This window comes from Phytobacter sp. RSE-02 (assembly GCF_040578655.1).
Lineage (GTDB): Bacteria > Pseudomonadota > Gammaproteobacteria > Enterobacterales > Enterobacteriaceae > Phytobacter > Phytobacter diazotrophicus.
Genome location: NZ_JBEULY010000002.1, coordinates 304,116 through 323,719 on the forward strand (window position 1 = coordinate 304,116; position 19,604 = coordinate 323,719).

The window sequence follows — 19,604 nt, forward strand, 5'->3', positions numbered from 1 at the left end:
GCACGCTTAAAAAGCACATTTTTACCAACTGTTATAGATAAATTTGGCTTTTCTGCCTCTGATAATCCTCTCCGCCGCTCTTTACCATTTGCGGGAGAGTCATTTTTCAGAGGTTAAGTATGTTGGGTTTAGATGCGTTTCATCTGGCAAGGATCCAGTTTGCCTTTACGGTTTCCTTCCACATTATTTTTCCGGCGATCACCATCGGTCTTGCCAGCTACCTTGCGGTGCTGGAGGGGCTGTGGTTGAAAACCGGCAATCCGGTGTGGCGTTCGCTCTACCACTTCTGGTCGAAAATATTCGCCGTCAATTTTGGCATGGGCGTAGTCTCCGGTCTGGTGATGGCCTATCAATTTGGCACCAACTGGAGCGGATTTTCCCAGTTTGCCGGTAGCATCACCGGCCCGTTACTGACCTATGAAGTGCTGACCGCGTTCTTCCTCGAAGCCGGGTTCTTAGGGGTGATGCTGTTTGGCTGGAACAAGGTTGGCCCAGGGCTGCACTTCTTCGCCACCTGCATGGTGGCGCTGGGGACGATCATTTCCACCTTCTGGATCCTCGCCTCCAACAGTTGGATGCAAACGCCGCAGGGCTATGAAATTATGAATGGCCAGGTGGTGCCTGTCGACTGGTTTGCGGTGGTGTTTAACCCCTCCTTCCCGTATCGCCTGTTGCATATGTCCGTTGCCGCTTTCCTTAGCAGCGCGCTGTTTGTTGGCGCGTCGGCCGCCTGGCACTTGCTTAAGGGCAATCATTCACCCGCCATTCGCACCATGTTTTCCATGGCGCTATGGATGACGCTCATTGTGGCCCCTATCCAGGCGCTGATCGGCGATATGCACGGGCTGAACACGCTTGAGCATCAGCCCGCCAAAATTGCTGCGATAGAGGGCCATTGGGAAAACCCACCCGGCGAGCCGACGCCTTTGTTGCTGTTTGGCTGGCCGGATATGGAACAAGAGCGCACCCGCTATGGGCTGGCGATTCCGGCGCTGGGTAGTCTGATCCTCACCCACAGCCTGGACAAACAGGTTCCCGCGCTGAAATCGTTCGCCAAAGAAGACCGGCCTAATTCGACCGTGGTGTTCTGGTCGTTTCGCCTGATGGTGGGGCTTGGTCTGTTGATGATATTGCTGGGCGTTGTCGCCGTGTGGCTGCGCCGCAAGCAGCGCCTCTATCACTCGCGCCCGTTTCTGTGGTTCGCATTATTGATGGGGCCATCGGGTTTGCTGGCGATTCTTGCCGGTTGGGTGACCACAGAGGTGGGCCGCCAGCCGTGGGTGGTCTATGGTTTGCAGCGCACCGCCGATGCCGTTTCCGCCCATGGCACGCTGCACATGAGCATCAGCCTGCTGGGTTTTATCCTCGTTTACAGTTCGGTGTTTGGCGTGGGGTACAGCTACATGGTGCGGTTGATTAAAAAAGGGCCTCAGGCGAATGAATCCTTTGCCAGTGAACAGGATGGACGCCCCGCCCGGCCGCTTTCTGCGGTGAATACTCATGACAGCCTGCAGGAGAAACCGTAATGGGTATCGATCTTTCGCTTATCTGGTTTGTGATCATCGTTTTTGCCACCCTGATGTATATCGTGATGGACGGTTTTGATCTGGGGATTGGCATTCTCTTTCCCGCGACGCAAAACGCCGAAGACCGCGATGTGATGGTGAATAGCGTCGCCCCGGTATGGGACGGCAACGAAACCTGGCTGGTGCTCGGCGGTGCGGCGCTATTTGGCGCCTTCCCGCTGGCGTATGCGGTGATTATCGATGCGCTGACCATTCCGCTCACGCTGATGCTGGTGGGGTTAATTTTTCGCGGCGTAGCCTTTGAGTTTCGCTTCAAAGCGACACCCGCGCACCGTCCTTTCTGGGATAAAGCGTTCTTAGGCGGCTCGATTCTGGCAACCTTCACACAGGGGGTCGTTGTTGGGGCGGTGATTAACGGTTTTCCGGTCAATGGGCGCACCTTCGCCGGGGGGCCCTTCGACTGGTTGAGCCCGTTTACTCTGTTTTGTGGCCTCGGGCTGGTGGTCGCCTATGCCTTGCTGGGGGCGACGTGGCTGGTGATGAAGAGCGAAAACAGCTTGCAGGCGCGGATGCGCCAGCTCGCAAAGCGGCTCTTACTGGCCCTGCTGCTGGTGATTGCGGTAATCAGTCTCTGGACACCGCTTGCTCATCCGGCCATCGCCAGCCGCTGGTTTACGTTGCCGAATCTGTTTTTCCTGCTGCCCGTCCCTGTATTAGTCGTATTGCTGAGCCTGTGGCAATGGCGCAGCCTGAATCATCCACAAGGCGAAAAATTACCGTTTGTGCTGACGCTCGGGCTGATTTTCCTCGGGTTCAGCGGGCTTGGCATCAGTATCTGGCCGCATATTATTCCGCCGTCCATTACCCTGTGGCAGGCGGCAGCCCCCGCACAAAGCCAGGGCTTTATGTTGGTTGGCGCGCTGCTGATTATCCCGATTATTCTTGTCTATACCTTCTGGAGCTACTACGTATTTCGCGGCAAAGTTCAGCATGGGGAGGGGTATCACTGATGCAACAACCCTTATGGAAACGCCTGATGTGGCTGGTCGTTTTGTGGGGCGGCAGTGTGCTGGCCCTTGCGCTGGTCGGCCTGTTTTTCCGCGTACTGATGACCGCCGCGGGGTTTAAGTCGCACTAGTTTTATGGCCCGGCGGCGCACGCAACCGGCTTGCAAAGCTGCCCTGATGCTGAACATCAGGGCAGCTTTTTTAGTGCTGGCCGTGGCGGGTGGAGAGTTTTTGCAACACCGTCAGTTGCGCCACCGCTTCCTGCATCGCATCCATGCCGGAGGTCAGGGCGTGCAGGCTACTGAGATGCTTCACAATATTATCCCGTTCGTTATTGGTTTTACTGCTCATGGCCGCGATGGTGTCAGCCGCGGAAATGGAGTGCTGAGCCATATTGCTGGCGGTCTCCACGGTATTATTGGCAACGGTACGGATGCGGGAAATCGTATTTACCGCCTGGTTGATATTGGCGGCCGTCGCGTCTGCCTGCTCTTTGGATGAGTGCGCCAGCCGCCGGACTTCGCTTGCCACCACGGCAAATCCGCGCCCTGCCTCACCCGCCCGCGCAGCTTCCACCGCCGCATTGAGCGCGAGAATGTTTGTCTGAAAAGCAATGTTACTGATCCCGCTGGTTATCTCATTAATCCCCGCTGAGATTTTCTCCAGGTCGTCCAGCCCTTCCACCAGCCGGTTTTGCGCCTGTTGGCTCTTGAGCGCAATATCGCTGATAGAACGGATGCTGTTTTCTGCCAGTCCTAAGGTGTCGTTTTGTGTCTGCGTCGCGGCTTCCAGCATCGGTAATGCCGTCATCAGGGGGCCTAATTTTTGTTGATATGCCACGACACGATTAATCACACCGCTTTGAAAATCATTCAGTGCCTCCCAACGGCGCAGCGCACGCTGGGCGTAATGCCCGGCATATCGCGCATATTCCACCGGGAAATGCGCCATGGCTTTCACGTCATGATTGAAAAAGACCAGCGCGGAGAGCGTCTGATTAATGGGAACGCCCAGGATCTCCCCAAAGCTGGAAAAACCGGCAGCGGGCAAACCTTTAAAAAAATGGGCATTGTGTAAGTGTGATTCACTGCCAAGGCGGCGCAAAATACAGTCATTCATCAGAATGGCCGCCGGTTTACCTCGTCCGGTAATAAAGTTTTTCCAGTCATGCAGTGTCGCTTGCTTAAAGTCGGTTTCTTCCAGTAAATGCAAGCGATCGCCAAATTCCAGATCACAGAAAAAATGAATGCCTTCAGCATCGATTTTTGCGACAGAGCGAATGAAATATTCATCTCCGACTTTAACCCCGAAAGTGAGCCCTTTTAGTTTTTCTGCCACCTGCTGCTCACCACATTGCAGGAGTTCGGCCAGAACAGCAGTGAAAGGCTTCTGTTCACCCTGTTCATTAAAGACTGACGTCACCGTCCGGGCAACCGGATCCGCCTGAGCAATGAGCCAGCTTTTATTGCGTGGTTTGAAGTTTTGGCTTTTGAAGGGTGCGAAGGATTTTCCCGGCGCCATTTTGCAAAAGATAATCACCGCTTTGCCCTGCAGCACTTTGCCATTCACGCTTATCCAGGTGCCGTCAAAGGTGAGTTTGCCGCCTGCTGAACCGCCGATAGCCAGGCAGGGAAAACGCCCACAATTATACCAGGCCTGCATCAGAAAGCCTTCGGAAGCAGAGAGCCCGTCACAGTACACCATGGCAAAAGTATGATCTGAGGAGAGCGGCATGCGTACCTGTAACCGCTCCAGCTCGTTCTGAATTGCAATGATGCGATCTGTTGCTGTTCGGGTATCTTTCACATGCAAATCAATAATATGGGTTTCGTGCCCGGCAATAAGTGTTTTGGGCAGCATTAACCAACTGCCCTGTTGCCCCGCCGCATCACAGTAGGTCGTCTCACGACAGCTACTGCTCAACGCACCACTGGAAGAAAGCGTAATAACCGTTAAGGCTGGAGAAGAAAACCGTTGCCACGCCTGACTCACGTTTGAATAGTCGGCACCAGGGGGGACGAATGTCATGAGGATACCGCTGGCTTTATTGCTTAAACCCGCTGCCGATAATGACTGAGGCATATTCTGGCAATCATAGGTACCATTCGCAGGCTGTGAGCGGCTGCGACCTAACGGTGCGGTTAAAAACCTTTTCGCCATAGATAACATATTTCACCTTTTATGTATTATGAGATCATTTATAGGGTGGAGCGTCTGGTGAATTTATGGAACTTAGCAGGCTATACATCAAGTCTACGATTTTTACAGTGCCGGGAAATTCCACGAATATATTTTGATCACAGTGTAATTATCGTCAAACTAAGTGAAATCTTTAATGAATTCAGATTATACCCTTACGCTTAAATTAACAATTAAACATTATATATCAATAAGTTAAAAAATGAGGCGCTAGTGTTATTATTAACCACGCAGAAATTATGTTAATAGTGTGATGCAACGCATAAATTGCAGCAAATAATAAAAATACTGTCTGACAGCTAACACATTCGTTTATTTTTTGCAGTTACTATGGAAGGAATATTCTTAATTGAATCTGTCTTCATACTCTCTCCATGATTTGTTGTTGAAATCCGTGTCACTCAGATAAATGAGAGAAGGAGTGAGTATGAAAAAGATCGTGACACTGTCTGCCATTGTGGCCATGAGTTTATCGTCTTATGTGTTTGCCGCAGACAACGCGCCTGTCCCACCGCCAAAATATCCGGTAACGCACGACGGTCAGCCGCCGCGTCATGACGACAAAAACCCGCAACACGCGCGGGAGCACAGGAAAAATGACGGGAAAGCGTGGAAGCATGATGACAACGCGAATCACCGCGACGGCCAACCGCCAAAACATGACGGCAAACAGCCGCCCAAAGACGGTAAAAAACCGCCGCTGCCGGATGATAAACGCTAAGATTTAAATCAGTCGCGGCACATACCCTGCCGCGACTGTGCGGGATGTGCTGTCTTAAACGCCTTTGCGCTTAGGCAGCGTTTTCAACAGATCTTCAGGGCTGACCGATGCCACAACACTCCCGGCGAGCGGCATCTTCAGAATGTGATTTTTGATTTTCCCAACCACATGCATTTCACATGGCCGGCAATCGAATTTCAGCGTAAGCACTTCATCGCCATGCACCAGTTGCATTGGGGTTGCCTTCCAGCTTTTGATATTCCCTTTGGCCTGTTTCGGACACAGGTTAAAGGCAAAGCGCAGGCAGTGTTTGGTGATCATCACCGGCACATCGCCCTTCTCTTCATGCATTTCATATGCGCCATCAATCAGTTGCACACCGAAACGCTGGTAGAACTCACGCGCCTTATGATTGTAAACGTTCGCCAGGAAAGTCAGATGGGTATCAGGATAGACCGGTGCCGGATCGGAGACAGCTTTACGGCTGCCGCGCTGGTAACTCGCCAGACGCGCCTCATCAAGCATTTCAACAGTGTCGCGACGAAACGCATTTAACATGCTGTTCGGCACAAACAACGCACCCGGCAAATTGATAGAGATTTGACGCGCGTAGTAGATGGTTTGACCCAGTTTTGCCACGCCCTCTTTCAGGCTATTGATCGCTTTTTCCGCGTTGTTCGCCTCATCGAATTGCCCGTCGAGAGTATGGGTCACGCTAACCCCGTCTTCACTGGTCAGGGTCAGCACCAGTTGTTCCTGCCAGCCGCTCACTTCAATATCCACGGCGATGCGACGTTCACTGGAGGTTTTGGTCAGTGCCTGTTGCCAGTTATGGTCCAGGTTACGGTTCAGCGGATGGTGCGGGCGCACTTTATACATCTCCGCGGGCATTTCATTCGGCCAGACGCGGTAACGACCTTCGCCAGTTTTTTCTACCGTGTTGGCGCGAAAACCGACAACGTCGCGCTTGATGAGTACGTTCAGACCATCGCCGTTTGCCAACGGTTCGCTGGCTTCTACATCCAGGTACTCTTTGGTTACTTTCAGCACTTCACCGACCGGCAGACCGATAAATTTCGGCGAATCAAACGCACCGATATCGCCTTTACGCGCATTCACAAAATAATCAGTACTACCGCGATGGAAGGTTTTATCGGTGGACGGAATAAAGAAGTGCTCTGTGCGCCCCGCCGATGCGCGCGCCAGGTCGCCGCGATCTTCAATAATCGCATCCAGCATCTGGCGATAATGCGCGGTAATGTTTTTTACGTAGCTCATGTCTTTGTAGCGCCCTTCAATCTTGAAGGAGCGTACTCCGGCATCAATTAGCGCACCAAGATTAGCGGTCTGGTCATTATCTTTCATCGACAGCAGATGTTTTTCATAGGCCACGACGCGCCCCTGATCGTCTTTCAGGGTGTACGGCAGGCGGCAGGCCTGAGAACAGTCCCCACGGTTGGCGCTGCGCCCCGTCTGGGCGTGGGAAATATAACACTGCCCGGAATAGGCCACACACAGCGCGCCATGAATAAAGAACTCGATGGTCGCGTCAGTACAGGCGTGAATATCGCGGATCTGCTGCAGGTTCAGCTCACGCGCCAATACAATCTGGCTAAAACCGGCATCGGAGAGGAACTTCGCCTTCTCTACGCTGCGGATGTCGCACTGGGTACTGGCATGCAGCTCAATCGGCGGGATGTCGAGTTGCATGATCCCCATATCCTGCACAATCAGGGCATCAACCCCGGTTTCGTACAGATCGGTAATCAGGCGCTGAGCAGGCTCCAGTTCATCATCATGCAGAATGGTGTTCAGTGTGATAAACACTTTCGCGCCATAGCGATGGGCAAACGGCACCAGGCTGGCAATATCCTGCAAGCTGTTACTGGCGTTATGGCGGGCACCGAACCCCGGACCGCCGATATAGACCGCGTCCGCACCGTGCAAAATGGCTTCGCGAGCGATCGCGGTGTCACGGGCAGGGCTTAAGAGTTCAAGATGATGGGGTTGCAGGCGCATACAATCGTCGTTATCCATTATGTGCAAAATGGCGGCTATTGTAGTCACATCCCCGGCTTTTCACCACCTGTGGCGAAGGCCAATTTCCGCCAGGCGGCAAAGCATTGATGAAATTGCTATTTTCCAGCCGTAACGGCGCAGGTTAAGGTAACCTCTATTACGCGAAAGCGTTCAAATGGCGTCGCGGCGGCAATCGGCAACCTCTGGAGCTTACATGAGTAAGTGACTGAGTGGCCGGGGCAGGCTCAAAGAGGCCATTTGGAAGAGGACGCGTAATCGGACATTCCTCGTCACGTTGTACGTTGTTGTTTACTCGTCGTCGTTCTTTGCCGCAAGCTTGCTTGCGGTTTTTTCTTTTGGGTAGTGGATGAGCGAGTGGAAATGAGCGCTCTGTGCGGAGCTATTACGATAGGCATGGGGACGGTCGCCAGCGAAACGAATCCCGCTACCCGCCGTCAGGGTTCGCCACTGCCCTTCAATACACATCTCCAGCACCCCGCCAATCACCACCACATGTTCAATGACTCCCTGCTCATGCGGCGTTGATTCGCTCAGGGCGCCCGGCGCCAGGATTATCGAGAAGAGATCAAAATGCAGCGCTTCATCCCAGGGGAACAGCGGAGTGACCACCATGGCCTGCTGCTGCGGATCGAAGGAATGGAGTGTTTCGCTTTCCGACGGCGCAATAAAGGACGAAAACGGCACATTGAGACCGGTGGCGATTTTCCACAGCGTTGCCACCGTGGGGCTGGACTCATTACGTTCAATTTGCCCGAGCATCGCTTTTGACACGCCCGTCTCGTCAGCCAGACGCGAGAGGCTCCAGCCGCGCGCCTGACGGAGATTCTTTAAGGTGCTCGCCAGATAATGTGTTAGATCCATTTTTCCTCCTGTCAGTCTCGCTGCGCATACTTGTACGCTATAACGCACAATGGTACATTCTTTGGACGCTATAACGCACGAGGAATAATCATGCGCACTCACATGTTTCCTTTTACCACGCTTCTGGCGGGTTTTGTGGCCGTACTGGTCGGCTATGCCAGTTCTGCCGCTATTATCTGGCAGGCTGCTGCCGCAGCGGGCGCCAGCGCCACACAAATTGCCGGCTGGATGACGGCGCTCGGTTTAGGCATGGGTGTCAGCACCATCGCGCTGTCGCTGTGGTATCGCATGCCAATACTGACCGCCTGGTCCACGCCCGGTGCCGCATTGCTGGCGACGAGCTTGCAAGGATTGACGCTTGCCGAAGCCATCGGCGTGTTTATTTTTGCTAATGCGCTGATTGTGCTTTGCGGCGTGACCGGACTGTTCGCCCGGCTGATGAAAATTATTCCGCATACCCTCGCGGCAGCCATGCTCGCCGGGATCCTGTTGCGTTTCGGCTTGCAAGCGTTTCACAACGTTGAGGGCCATTTTGTGCTGTGCGGCAGTATGCTACTGGCCTGGCTGGTCTGTAAAGCCCTCGCCCCACGCTATGCCATTGTGGCGACACTGATTATTGGCGCTCTGGTCGCCTGGCTTAGCGGCGATATTGTCACAGCGAAACTGGATGTTGCCTTTGTGGTGCCGGAATTTACCCGTCCGGTCTTTAACTGGACCTCCTTTATCAGTATCGGCATACCCTTTTTTCTCGCCACGATGGCGTCACAAAATGCGCCAGGCTTCGCGACAATGCAGGCGGCGGGCTACAGAGCGGCTGTGTCGCCACTGATCATTTTTACCGGAGGGCTGGCGCTGCTTTTCTCGCCGTTTGGGGTTTTCTCTATCTGCATCGCCGCCATTACGGCGGCAATTTGTCAGAGCCCGGATGCGCACCCCGACGCCGCACAGCGCTGGAAGGCGGCGGTGGCGGCGGGTGTATTCTATCTGCTAGCGGGCGTATTTGGCGGCTCGATCACCGCATTGCTGGCAGCCTTACCGCTGAGCTGGATCCAGACGCTGGCAGGGCTTGCCTTACTCGGTACGATCGGCGGCAGCCTGTTCCAGGCGCTGTCCCAGGAAAAAGAGCGTGATGCCGCCATCGTGACGTTTCTGGTTACCGCCAGCGGCGTCACACTGCTGGGTGTGGGGTCAGCCTTCTGGGGACTGGTTGCAGGGGGCGTCTGCTATGCCGCACTGTCACTGGCGCGCCGCGCGTAATTGCGACGGCGTCATGCCAAAAACGGCGCGGAAGCGGTTACTGAAATGGCTGGCAGAACTGAAACCGCAGGCCATAGCGATTGTCGTCAGCGGCAGCCCGGTATTTAACAGTTGCGCTTTCGCCTGCACCATCCGGCGATGCATCACATACTGATGCGGCGCAACCCCCATCGACTGGCGGAACATCCGCGCGAAATGGTATTCACTTAACGCTGCCTGCGCCGCCAGATCGCTCAGCAACAGCGGCTGGGCGAGATTCGCCTCTATCCAGTCCAGCACCTGACGCAGTACCACCGGCGCAAGACCGCCTTTAACGGTGGGCAAACGCCACTGCACATTGCTGTAATGCTGGACAAGATGGGTGAGAAGCAGCGTAGAAGCCGTACTGAGCGTGAGCTGATTCGCCTGCTGATGCCAGTCGCTGCCAAGTAAGAACTGGCGGTAGAGCGCGGTAATGCGCTCATCCTGGGCGAAGGTTTTCTCATCAAGGGTAAACGACGCCGGACTGCGATCCCACACCTTCTCCCCGATCTCCCGCAGATGTTCGTCAGTGCAATAAAGATGCACAAACGACAAATCATCACGGATATCCCAACTGGATTCGCTCTCTTTTGGCATCAGGCAAAACCTGTCCGGCCCACCGCCATTTTTCCAGCCCTGCGACGTTTTATGGTAGCTCTCGTAGCCGTCGGCAATGTACAGGCTGAGGGTGTGATGATCACAATACTGGGTGATGTTATCGCGCTTATTAGACCATGCCGCCAGTTGAATACCAGAATGCAGCGCAACCGAGTCATGCAGAACGGCATTGTGATGTTGCAGATTTTCGAAGGCTTTATAAACAGTCATGGACGCAATTAACAAAAATGTCACCAGAATCTCAGTCTATGAATTGCGCCTGCCCGATACCAGTGTTTCGCCAAAAAAACGCAAGAATTTGCAAGTGACCGGCGGGTTTATGCAAGCCGGAGAGGCATTTTTTGGCAAGACTGGAAACCTGTTGGCGTAACGGGGATCGCAATGAACATTTTTTTATATTGTCTGGTGGTGGTGATATGGGGCACGACATGGATTGCCATTTTTCTGCAACAGGGTCCGGTCGCGGCACCGGTCTCTATTTTTTGGCGCTTTGCACTCGCATCACTCACCATCATGGTGGTGTTGATTGCCCTGCGGCGGCTGCGCAAACTTGTCCTGCGGGATCATCTTTTTTGCATCCTGCAAGGATGCTGTGTGTTTGGCTTCAACTTCCTCTGTTTTTACAACGCCGCCGCGTGGATTAACACCGGGCTTGAGTCGGTCATTTTCTCAATGGCCGTCTTGTTTAATGCGGTTAACAGTTTCCTGTTCTTCGGTCAGAAGCCCCCTTCGCGCTTCTATCCCGCGGCTTTTCTGGGGCTGACGGGCATTGTGACGCTATTCTGGGATGATTTGTTGGCCAGCGGTCTGAACAGCACGCTGTTACTGGGTATTGGACTTTCGATGCTGGGTACATTTGGCTTTTCCCTTGGCAATATGATCAGCATGCGCCACCAACGCAACGGGCTGGAAACCATGACCACTAACGCCTGGGCAATGCTTTACGGGACAATTATTATGGGCGCAATAGCCCTGTTTCGCGGCGATGATTTTACCCCTGAGTGGACCTTCAGCTATCTGGGTGCGCTGGTTTATCTCGCCCTCTTTGGATCGGTCATTGCCTTTGGCGCCTATTTCACTCTGGTGGGCCGTATCGGTGCCAGTAATGCTGCCTACAGTACTCTGCTGTTTCCGCTGGTCGCGCTGAGTATTTCAACGGTCTATGAAGGTTATATCTGGCATATGAACGGGATTGTCGGCCTGCTGCTGATTCTGACGGGAAATTTAGTGATGTTTTCGCGACCGGGAACGCTGTCGTTTAAACGGAAGTTAGCCTGAAAAAAAGCGCCATCCTTTGGGATGGCGCGCCTGTTTTTATTTTTTGGAAACATCAAACATGGTGGCATCGGTCGCCATGTTATCAATGACCTGTTTCAGCGTATCTACCGTCATCGGCGCATTGGCATTGCTCAGACTTTTACCCTCGCCCTGACGCACCACTTTAATCACCGGCTTATTGGTCTGTGCATCAATCAATTCACCTTCGAAATAGAGATGCGTGTCCATAGTCCGGTGACCTGTGGCGGCCTGCGTACCGGCAATCACCATCGCAACCGGGATCACTTCATAGAATTGCAGGCCTTGCTTGCTGCTGTCCACGCCGGTAATGGCGCCACGGAAAATCAGGCTATGCGCCCCCGGAGAGGTCACCAGCGGTTTACGCTGTGCGGCGGCGGCTTTCAATTTGGTGTTCGTATAGGTCAACAACCCATCAAGCGTTTGCTGGCTCACCTGGCTGGTCGGTTTTGCCACCGGATAATAGGTTACCGGATGGTAGACAATACTGTCGTATTTACTCAGATCAAATGAAGGATCAACCCAACGCAATACGGGTTTACCGCTTGCGGACGTTGTTTGTTGTAAGTTGGAATAGTCTTTTAAGAAGCCGGAATATTGTTCAGGTTGAGTCACTTTTGATGCACAGCCTGATAACGCAAGCAGGCCGGCAAGCACGGCAACGTTAAATACAGTACGCATGGAAGGTCCCTTTGAGTTTATATATGCACTAAAAGTTATAGCAAACAATCGGCTACAGCGATGGCGGAAAAAAGCTGTCACGCTCAAATTTCAGAAAAATATAATACTCACTGTTCTAATAAAGGACGCTTACGCCGGCGCAAGGCACCGGCGCGTCTGATTATTTATTAATATCGACCTGGTAGAAAATATGTTTACCGAACGGATCGACTTCATAGCCTTTCACGTTATTTCGTACCGGTTCAAAAATAGTGGAATGGGCAATCATCACCGCAGGCATTTGATCGTGCATCATCTGCTGGGCTTCTTTATACAGCGCCACGCGCTTGTCGTGATCGGTAATGGTTTTCGCTTCGGCGATGATTTTATCAAACGGCTGATAACACCATTTCGACGAGTTAGAACCGCCATGGGCAGACTGGCAGGTAAATAGCGGGCCGAAGAAGTTATCCGGGTCGCCGGTCGCCGTTGTCCACCCCATCAGCGCCGCCTGATGCTCGCCCCCTTTCACCCGTTTTAAATATTCACCCCACTCATAGGTGACAATTTTCGCGTTGACCCCGACTTTCGCCCAGTCGGCCTGAATCATCTCGGCCATCCGTTTGGCATTCGGGTTGTAAGGCCGCTGAACCGGCATCGCCCACAAATCAATGGTGGTGCCCTCTGGCAACCCGGCCTCTTTCAATAAAGCTTTGGCTTTTTGCGGATCGTAAGCGTAATCCTGCAATTCGCTGTCCGCACTCCAGACGCCAGGGGGCAGAAGATTTTTCGCGGCGGTTCCTGTGCCCTGGAAAACCGCATTGATAATGGCCGGTTTATTGATAGCCATCGCCAGCGCCTGGCGCACTTTAACGTTATCAAGCGGCGCTTTTTGCGTGTTAAAAGCAAGGAAACCGGTATTCAACCCCGATTTACTCATCAGCGTAATGTCTTTGTTCTCTTTCAGACGCGGCAAATCCGCCGGGTTCGGGAACGGCATCACCTGACATTCATTTTTCTCAAGCTTGGCGAGACGTACTGAGGCATCTGGCGTAATGCTGAACACCAGACGGTCGATCTTTGCTTTGCCCTGCCAGTATTCCGGGAAGGCGGTAAACAGAATGCGGGAATCTTTCTGGTACTGAGCCAGTTTGAACGGGCCGGTACCAATTGGCTCCATATCCACTTTTTCCGGCGTCCCGGCTTTTAGCATCGCATCGGCGTATTCAGCAGATAAGATAGAGGCGAAATACCAGGCCAGGTCAGGCACAAAGGGCGCTTCGGGATGTGCCAGCGTAAAACGCACGGTATTGTCGTCCACTTTATCGATAGCGGTAATCAGCTTGCCAAATTCCAGACTTTCGAAATTGGAATAGTTGCCGTTAGAGACGTTATGGTAAGGATGCTGCGGGTCTTTTTGCCGCATAAAAGAGAAAATGACGTCGTCGGCATTAAAATCGCGCGTCGGCGTAAAGTATTTATTGCTCTGAAATTTCACCCCTTTACGCAGATGGAAGGTATACACCTTGCCGTCTTCGCTGACTTCCCAACTCTCGGCCAGCCCTGGCTGGAGTTCGGTCGTCCCGGCTTTAAAATCGACGAGCCGGTTATAAACCGGAACCGCGCTGGCGTCGACGCTGGTGCCTGAGGTATAGAGTTGCGGATTGAAATTCTCTGGCGATCCTTCTGAACAGTAGACCAGGGTTTTTGCCGCCACAGAGGAACTCACTGCCAGGGCCAGCAAGGCCAGCGCAACTGTTGTCTGTTTTCTAGTCATAGATTTTCCTGTCGTTTTCTTTCCATGAGCCAAATAGTGCTTGTTGTTTGCGCTTCCATAAATAACATTAAAGTAATATTGCAAGCACCTGATAAGTCAAATAAAGAAGGAATCACTATGACATCGCCCCTCGCCAGTCAATTAACGCAACGCTTCTTTCGCTATCTTGCTATCACCAGCCAAAGTGACGCTGCCGCCACGACATTACCGACCACGCCCGGGCAAGTCGACATGGCGCGCGCACTGGCGCAAGAGCTGCAAACGCTGGGCCTGGATGAAATTGTGCTGGATGAACACGCCACGGTCACTGCGGTGAAAAAAGGCACGGTGCCGGGCGCGCCACGTATTGGTTTTATCACCCATATCGACACCGTAGACGTGGGTTTGTCGCCGGATATTCATCCGCAAATTCTGCGTTTCAAGGGAGAAGATCTCTGTCTGAACGCCAGCAAAGATATCTGGCTGCGTGTGGAGGAACACCCGGAAATTAACGCCTACCCCGATGAAGAGATCATCTTTAGCGATGGCACCAGCGTACTGGGGGCAGATAACAAAGCCGCTGTCACGGTTGTGATGACGTTGCTGGAAAATCTGACGGCAGAACAGCAACACGGGGATATTGTCGTGGCGTTTGTTCCGGATGAAGAAGTCGGCCTGCGTGGGGCGAAGGCACTGGATTTAAAACGCTTTGATGTCGATTTCGCCTGGACTATCGACTGCTGCGAAAAAGGCGAGATTGTTTTTGAAAACTTCAATGCCGCCTCGGCGTCTATCCATTTTACCGGCGTCACCGCGCATCCGATGTCGGCAAAAGGTGTGCTGGTTAACCCACTGCTGATGGCCATGGATTACATCAGCCACTTTGACCGCCAGCAAACGCCGGAACATACCGAAGGCCGCGAAGGCTATGTGTGGTTCAATGGGATGGAAGCTGTTCAGGGGCACGCGCATCTTAGCGCCAGCATCCGTGACTTCGACAAAGCGAGCTTTGAGCGCAGGAAACAGCAGATTGCCGATGTCGCAAAAAAAATCGCCGCGCAGTACCCCACCGCAAAAGTGGAGTACAGCATCAGCGATATTTACAGCAATATCAGTAATGCCATCGGCGAAGACAAACGCGCGATTGATTTACTGTTTGAAGCGATGACCACGCTTGGCATCACTCCCAAACCCACCCCCATGCGCGGCGGCACAGACGGCGCGGCGCTGTCTGCAAAAGGGTTATTAACCCCGAATTTCTTTACCGGCGCGCACAATTTTCATTCGCAATTTGAGTTTCTGCCGGTGAAGTCGTTCGAGGCCTCATATCAGGTCGCGTTACAGTTATGCCTGCTGGCGGCGCGTTAAGCTTTACGCGCCAGTAAGGTCGCAAAGCGCAGCTTGATACGGTTGCCATTGGCGTCGGTGCGGTGCAACTCACCGACGTCTTCATTGTATTTTTCTAGTTCCCACCCTGCGTAGTAATCACGCAATTCATTCTCTTTAAAGGCAAACGGGAAACCAACGGTGCAGGGGAAATCGGCCGTGTCCATCGCCGCCACAATCAGGTTGTAACCTCCCGCTTTGGTGCAACGCTGCATATTGGCGATAAGCCCCGGAATGGTTTGCGGCTCAAGGAACATCATTACCACGGTCGAGAGAATAAAATCGTATTCGCCCTCAAAGCTGAGTGCGTTCAAATCCACAACGGCGGTTTGCAGCGTGTTGAGCCTTTCGGCCTGACGAATGGTCTCGATATTATTGATGCTCGCGGCGTTTTTATCCCATGCCGTCACATCAAACCCATTGGCCGCCAGATAGAGGCTGTTACGCCCGTTGCCGCAACCCAGATCCAGTGTTTTGCCCGGTTTCACAAACTGCATGGCATGCAGTACCTCTGAGTGGGTGCGGGTCAGTCCATATTTTTCAGTAAAATAGCTGTCGTCAAACGTGGTCATGGTTGTTCCTTATTTTTCCCTGCATAAGCGCAAAATTTATAAGATGCATTTTAAATGCATCTTATATTTTTTCATTCTGAATAGTCAGTATCGCAAAGTTTGCTACGTTTATCGTGGGGAATTAATGGAAGCAAACAATGACTAAATACCGACTCAGTGATGAGCGCCGTGCGTTCAGTTATCAGATTAACGGCGAAAAACAGAAGGTCTCGCTGCGCCAGATTATTGCGTTGCGTGATTTTGGTGATGTAACGGCGGGCACCGTTGGTGGCTGGGTGGAGGATGAAACCACCCTGTCACAAGAAGGAGATTGCTGGATTTATGATGTCAACAGCATGGTGTTTGCCAACAGTCATGTGCGTGCTGACGCCCGTCTGACGCAACCCTGTCTTGTTTGCCATGACGTTGAAATTGGCGGTAACAGTTGGGTTGATGCGGCAGAGCTAAGTCATGGCGTCGTAATAAGTGACAACGTCACCGTGCAGACATCCACCGTTCGTGGCGCCTGCCACCTGTTCGGTAATGCGCGTATTTTACACGGTTGTGAAATCATCGCGGCGCAGGGCCTTACGCCGGATAACCAACAAATACTGCAAATTTATGATCGCGCCACGGTTACCCATTCGCGCGTGGTCCACCAGGCGCAAATTTATGGCGATGCCATCGTTAAGTTCGCGTTTATAGAACATCGCGCCGAGGTGTTTGATTTCGCCCTGCTGGAAGGCAATGAGCAAAATGACGTCTGGGTGTGCGACTGTGCCAAAGTTTACGGTAAAGCGCGCGTTGTGGCCGGAAGTGATGAAGATGCCATTCCTACGCTGCGCTACAGTGCTCAGGTTGCGGAAAATGCCACCATAGAAGGCAACTGTGTGCTCAAACACCACGTGCTTGTCGGTGGCAATGCGCATTTAATCGGCGGACCGATTTTGCTGGATGAAAAAGTTGTTATCCAGGGAAATGCGCGTATTAAAGGCAATGTGCTGATCGAGAATCATATTGAAATTACCGATGACGCTGTAGTGGAGGCACCGGATGGCGAAAGCATTTTGCTGCGTGGTCAGAAGGTGATTAATGGCGCACAGTATATTACCCGCACGCCATTGGCCGGGCTGCTATGATGAGCGATCGATAATCTGCCCGTAGATATTCTGGTCATGAAAGCTGCCGTTCAGGAACTCCGCCTGCCGCAGACACCCTTCGAGGATAAAGCCGTTACGCAACGCGACACGGTTGCTTGCCTCGTTCGCAACCCGGCATTTAATGACGAAACGGCGGACATCACCCCGACGAGCGTAAAATGCCATAAACGCCTGCAGGCAGGTGGAGACAATCCCCTTTCCCTCTTTGTCTTTATCGAGCCAGTAACCGATATAGCCGGTTTTGTTGGTCGGCTCGATGGAATTGAAGGAGAGCACACCCACCAGCACGTTATCTTCGAGGATCAGGAACATTTTTGCGTAGCCGCGCTGATGCAGAATAATATTGCTTTGCGCGGTTTGCCGGGTCTGATCAACCGAGCGCACATACTGCGGCCAGTCCAGAAAATGCTGTAGCCATTCGCGGTTTTTAACGATCAGTTGGTGCAGATCGTGAACAAAACGCTCATCAATGGCATGCAGTGCCAGATGGTCGTTGACGACGATCAGGCTGTCGGTGGAATCCATGACATCTCCTCGTATCATAACCTCCCTCCCCGAGGGAGGTTACCGATTTAGCGCATGATGCGATCATCCACGTAGTTGCGCTTGTCCGGCGCAGGCGGAAAATATTGATACAGCCAGGTCTCGCTGATCGCATCCCCCTGACAGCGCAAGAAGAGGCGCATTTCAACCGGGTCGGTGGAATTGGACGTTGGGTACCAGTCGAACAAGATACGGTAGCCGTCGAAAGGCTCAACATACAGGATTTCAACCTGTTTGGCTTCCCCGTTAGACAAGGTGATAACCGGTTCAATCCCCTTCGGCGCAGCGGCTTTCAGATCACCACCGACAAAATCAATGGCGAAACGACGCGCCCATTTTTCCGGGTAATGCTCGCCAGGTGCCCACCCTTCCGGGAAGCCGCCCATACCGGTGCGGGTGGCATAGACACGCGCCAGCGGCGAGCGTACCGGCGGCATTGCGCTCCAGTACAGACGATACTGGAAAGCCAGCTCATCACCCGCACGAACCGGTTTCTCCGGTTGCCAGAAGCAGACCACGTTATCCAGGGTTTCACCGGTGGTCGGGATTTCCATTAATCCAACGCTGCCCTTACCCCATTGGTTACGCGGCTCGACCCACAGGCTTGGGCGTTTGTTATACCAGCCCATTACGTCCTGATAGTGAGAGAAGTCGCGGTCAAGTTGCAGTAAACCAAAGCCTTTCGGGTTGTTGTCCAAAAAGGCGTTGAATTGCAGTTTCTGCGGATTGTTCAGAGGGCGGCAAACCCACTCCCCGTTACCACGCCACATGGCCAGACGGTCGGAGTCATGGATCTGCGGATGAATGGTGTCGCACACGCGACGTTCATTGTTACCGCAGCTAAACATACTGGTCATCGGCGCGATACCCAGTTGTTTGATGTCTTTACGCGCATACAGGTGGTTATCCACCTCCATGATCACCTGGCTCTGTTCACAGTGGATCACGAATTTGTAGGCCCCGGTCAGACTCGGGCTGTCGAGCAACGTATAGACCGTAAAAGAGGTATCAGAGGCTTTCGCCGTTTCAAACCAGAAGGCGGTAAAATCCGGGAACTCTTCCGGTGTGTCTGTAAAGGTGTCGATTGCCGCACCACGTGCAGAAAGCCCGTACTGGTAAGTACTGTCTACCGCACGGAAATAGCTGGCGCCCAGGAAAGAGACAATATCGCGACGAGCCAGTTCAGGCGCTTTAAAGGCGCGGAAACCGGCAAACCCCAGATCGCTCTGCCCTTCAAGCTGCTTCGTGTCGACGCCTGCATCATGGTAGTTAAACAATTCAGGACGGAAATGAATTTCACGCGCCTGTTGGGTTACGGGATCAAGCGAGAACATGCGCACGCGGCGACGGAAACCCATCCCCATATGGAAAAACTGCACGTCAAGCTGACGACCCTCAACATTGTTCCACAATGAATGTTGCGCATCGTACTGAATGGCGTTGTAGGCCTGTGGCGTCATGTTTGCGAGCGTATCCGGCAGTGGACGCGGCGCACCGCCCCACGGCTGTTGCGCCAGGTCATGTGCCATGGACTGCAACACGGAAAAATCGAAACGACGACTCTGACCATCGGCGATATCGGAATCAGCAGCAAACGCCGCACGGGAGAACAGAGAAGCAAAGCCGGAAGTCCCGCACGCTGCGGCCAGCGCCATTGATGCCTTAATGAAACGTCTGCGGTTCATGCCTGATAATACGTCCTTATGGTCGTGAGAAGCGGTTTTGTACAAAACAAAACCACGGCAAAAGCTAACGATTATGACCGCACACTCTAGACAAAATTGATTGAGAATCCAATTGTTGACGGGTGATATTCTGCGCAAAGCTTGAAATATTTTTGTCGATGGGATCGACCTGAAAACGGTGTAAAGAAAGGTATAATTTTCGCGGAGCGGAAAATATCCCATTACTTTGCTAAATGTATCGCGACTCTTTTTCGCGCCTGGTCATAGTGCAAACGTAACGGCGCATACGCCATTACCGCATGAAGTATCCCATGGTG

General features: G+C 52.9%; 18 protein-coding genes. 9 read left to right on the forward strand and 9 right to left on the reverse strand.

Going from position 1 to position 19,604, the window contains the following annotated elements; genetic code table 11:
• Positions 1–119: 119 nt before the first annotated feature.
• The 3 genes from ABU190_RS05075 to ABU190_RS05085 are packed head-to-tail and all read left to right on the forward strand — an operon-like array spanning position 120 to position 2,664.
• Positions 120–1,526: a cytochrome ubiquinol oxidase subunit I gene (locus ABU190_RS05075; protein WP_354690604.1), complete on the forward strand. Its 1,407-nt coding sequence runs from the start codon at positions 120–122 to the stop codon at positions 1,524–1,526.
• Positions 1,526–2,536: a cytochrome d ubiquinol oxidase subunit II gene (gene cydB, locus ABU190_RS05080; RefSeq protein WP_354690605.1), complete on the forward strand. Its 1,011-nt coding sequence runs from the start codon at positions 1,526–1,528 to the stop codon at positions 2,534–2,536. The genes ABU190_RS05075 and cydB overlap by 1 nt, the downstream gene beginning before the upstream one ends.
• Positions 2,536–2,664 (forward strand): DUF2474 domain-containing protein, encoded by a 129-nt coding sequence (locus ABU190_RS05085; protein WP_071194133.1) that lies wholly within the window; start codon positions 2,536–2,538, stop codon positions 2,662–2,664. Before cydB ends, ABU190_RS05085 begins: the two co-directional genes overlap by 1 nt.
• Positions 2,665–2,734: 70 nt before the next feature.
• On the opposite strand, the gene ABU190_RS05090 is transcribed toward ABU190_RS05085, so the two are convergent.
• Complete coding sequence (locus ABU190_RS05090) at positions 2,735–4,702, reverse strand: methyl-accepting chemotaxis protein (protein ID WP_354690606.1); 1,968 nt, start codon at positions 4,700–4,702, stop codon at positions 2,735–2,737.
• 457 nt (positions 4,703–5,159) lie between these two features.
• Here ABU190_RS05090 and ABU190_RS05095 point away from each other — a divergent pair, with 457 nt between their 5' ends.
• Complete coding sequence (locus ABU190_RS05095; protein WP_354690607.1) at positions 5,160–5,453, forward strand: hypothetical protein; 294 nt, start codon at positions 5,160–5,162, stop codon at positions 5,451–5,453.
• Between the two features lie 54 nt (positions 5,454–5,507).
• Here ABU190_RS05095 and ABU190_RS05100 read toward each other — a convergent pair whose 3' ends face one another.
• Both ABU190_RS05100 and ABU190_RS05105 read right to left on the reverse strand, forming a co-directional pair.
• Positions 5,508–7,472, reverse strand: coding sequence for a U32 family peptidase (locus ABU190_RS05100; protein WP_354690608.1), 1,965 nt, complete (start codon positions 7,470–7,472; stop codon positions 5,508–5,510).
• A 309-nt stretch (positions 7,473–7,781) separates the two neighbouring features.
• Positions 7,782–8,354 carry an XRE family transcriptional regulator gene (locus ABU190_RS05105; protein ID WP_354690609.1) on the reverse strand — a complete coding sequence of 191 codons (573 nt, stop codon included), beginning with the start codon at positions 8,352–8,354 and terminating at the stop codon, positions 7,782–7,784.
• A gap of 90 nt (positions 8,355–8,444) precedes the next feature.
• Here ABU190_RS05105 and ABU190_RS05110 point away from each other — a divergent pair, with 90 nt between their 5' ends.
• Positions 8,445–9,611 (forward strand): benzoate/H(+) symporter BenE family transporter, encoded by a 1,167-nt coding sequence (locus ABU190_RS05110; protein WP_354690610.1) that lies wholly within the window; start codon positions 8,445–8,447, stop codon positions 9,609–9,611.
• Here the strand turns inward: ABU190_RS05110 and ABU190_RS05115 are convergent.
• Positions 9,591–10,460 (reverse strand): helix-turn-helix domain-containing protein, encoded by an 870-nt coding sequence (locus ABU190_RS05115; protein WP_039079112.1) that lies wholly within the window; start codon positions 10,458–10,460, stop codon positions 9,591–9,593. The two genes, ABU190_RS05110 and ABU190_RS05115, sit on opposite strands and share 21 nt — an antisense overlap.
• On the opposite strand from ABU190_RS05115, the gene ABU190_RS05120 reads away from it, so the two are divergent.
• Positions 10,459–10,620 (forward strand): hypothetical protein, encoded by a 162-nt coding sequence (locus ABU190_RS05120; protein WP_172600658.1) that lies wholly within the window; start codon positions 10,459–10,461, stop codon positions 10,618–10,620. The two genes, ABU190_RS05115 and ABU190_RS05120, sit on opposite strands and share 2 nt — an antisense overlap.
• 11 nt (positions 10,621–10,631) lie before the next feature.
• The gene (locus ABU190_RS05125; RefSeq protein ID WP_354690611.1) at positions 10,632–11,528 is read left to right on the forward strand and encodes a DMT family transporter; all 897 of its coding nucleotides are present in this window, start codon (positions 10,632–10,634) and stop codon (positions 11,526–11,528) included.
• Positions 11,529–11,564: 36 nt separating this feature from the next.
• Here the strand turns inward: ABU190_RS05125 and ABU190_RS05130 are convergent, their stop codons facing one another.
• A complete protein-coding gene (locus ABU190_RS05130) occupies positions 11,565–12,227 on the reverse strand; it encodes a DUF3313 domain-containing protein (protein WP_110296420.1) in 663 nt (220 codons plus the stop codon).
• 160 nt (positions 12,228–12,387) lie between these two features.
• The gene (locus ABU190_RS05135; RefSeq protein ID WP_132439311.1) at positions 12,388–13,983 is read right to left on the reverse strand and encodes an ABC transporter substrate-binding protein; all 1,596 of its coding nucleotides are present in this window, start codon (positions 13,981–13,983) and stop codon (positions 12,388–12,390) included.
• Between the two features lie 117 nt (positions 13,984–14,100).
• On the opposite strand from ABU190_RS05135, the gene pepT reads away from it, so the two are divergent.
• The gene (pepT, locus tag ABU190_RS05140; RefSeq protein WP_354690612.1) at positions 14,101–15,330 is read left to right on the forward strand and encodes a peptidase T; all 1,230 of its coding nucleotides are present in this window, start codon (positions 14,101–14,103) and stop codon (positions 15,328–15,330) included.
• On the opposite strand, the gene tehB is transcribed toward pepT, so the two are convergent.
• Positions 15,327–15,920, reverse strand: coding sequence for a tellurite resistance methyltransferase TehB (gene tehB, locus ABU190_RS05145; protein WP_354690613.1), 594 nt, complete (start codon positions 15,918–15,920; stop codon positions 15,327–15,329). The genes pepT and tehB overlap by 4 nt on opposite strands.
• Before the next feature lie 137 nt (positions 15,921–16,057).
• Here tehB and ydcK point away from each other — a divergent pair, with 137 nt between their 5' ends.
• Positions 16,058–17,038 (forward strand): YdcK family protein, encoded by a 981-nt coding sequence (gene ydcK, locus ABU190_RS05150; protein WP_354690614.1) that lies wholly within the window; start codon positions 16,058–16,060, stop codon positions 17,036–17,038.
• Here ydcK and rimL read toward each other — a convergent pair.
• Together rimL and ABU190_RS05160 are read right to left on the reverse strand one after the other, a co-directional pair.
• The gene (rimL, locus tag ABU190_RS05155; RefSeq protein ID WP_039079119.1) at positions 17,033–17,584 is read right to left on the reverse strand and encodes a 50S ribosomal protein L7/L12-serine acetyltransferase; all 552 of its coding nucleotides are present in this window, start codon (positions 17,582–17,584) and stop codon (positions 17,033–17,035) included. The genes ydcK and rimL overlap by 6 nt on opposite strands.
• Before the next feature lie 47 nt (positions 17,585–17,631).
• Complete coding sequence (locus tag ABU190_RS05160) at positions 17,632–19,287, reverse strand: glucan biosynthesis protein (RefSeq protein WP_354690615.1); 1,656 nt, start codon at positions 19,285–19,287, stop codon at positions 17,632–17,634.
• Positions 19,288–19,604 lie beyond the last annotated feature (317 nt).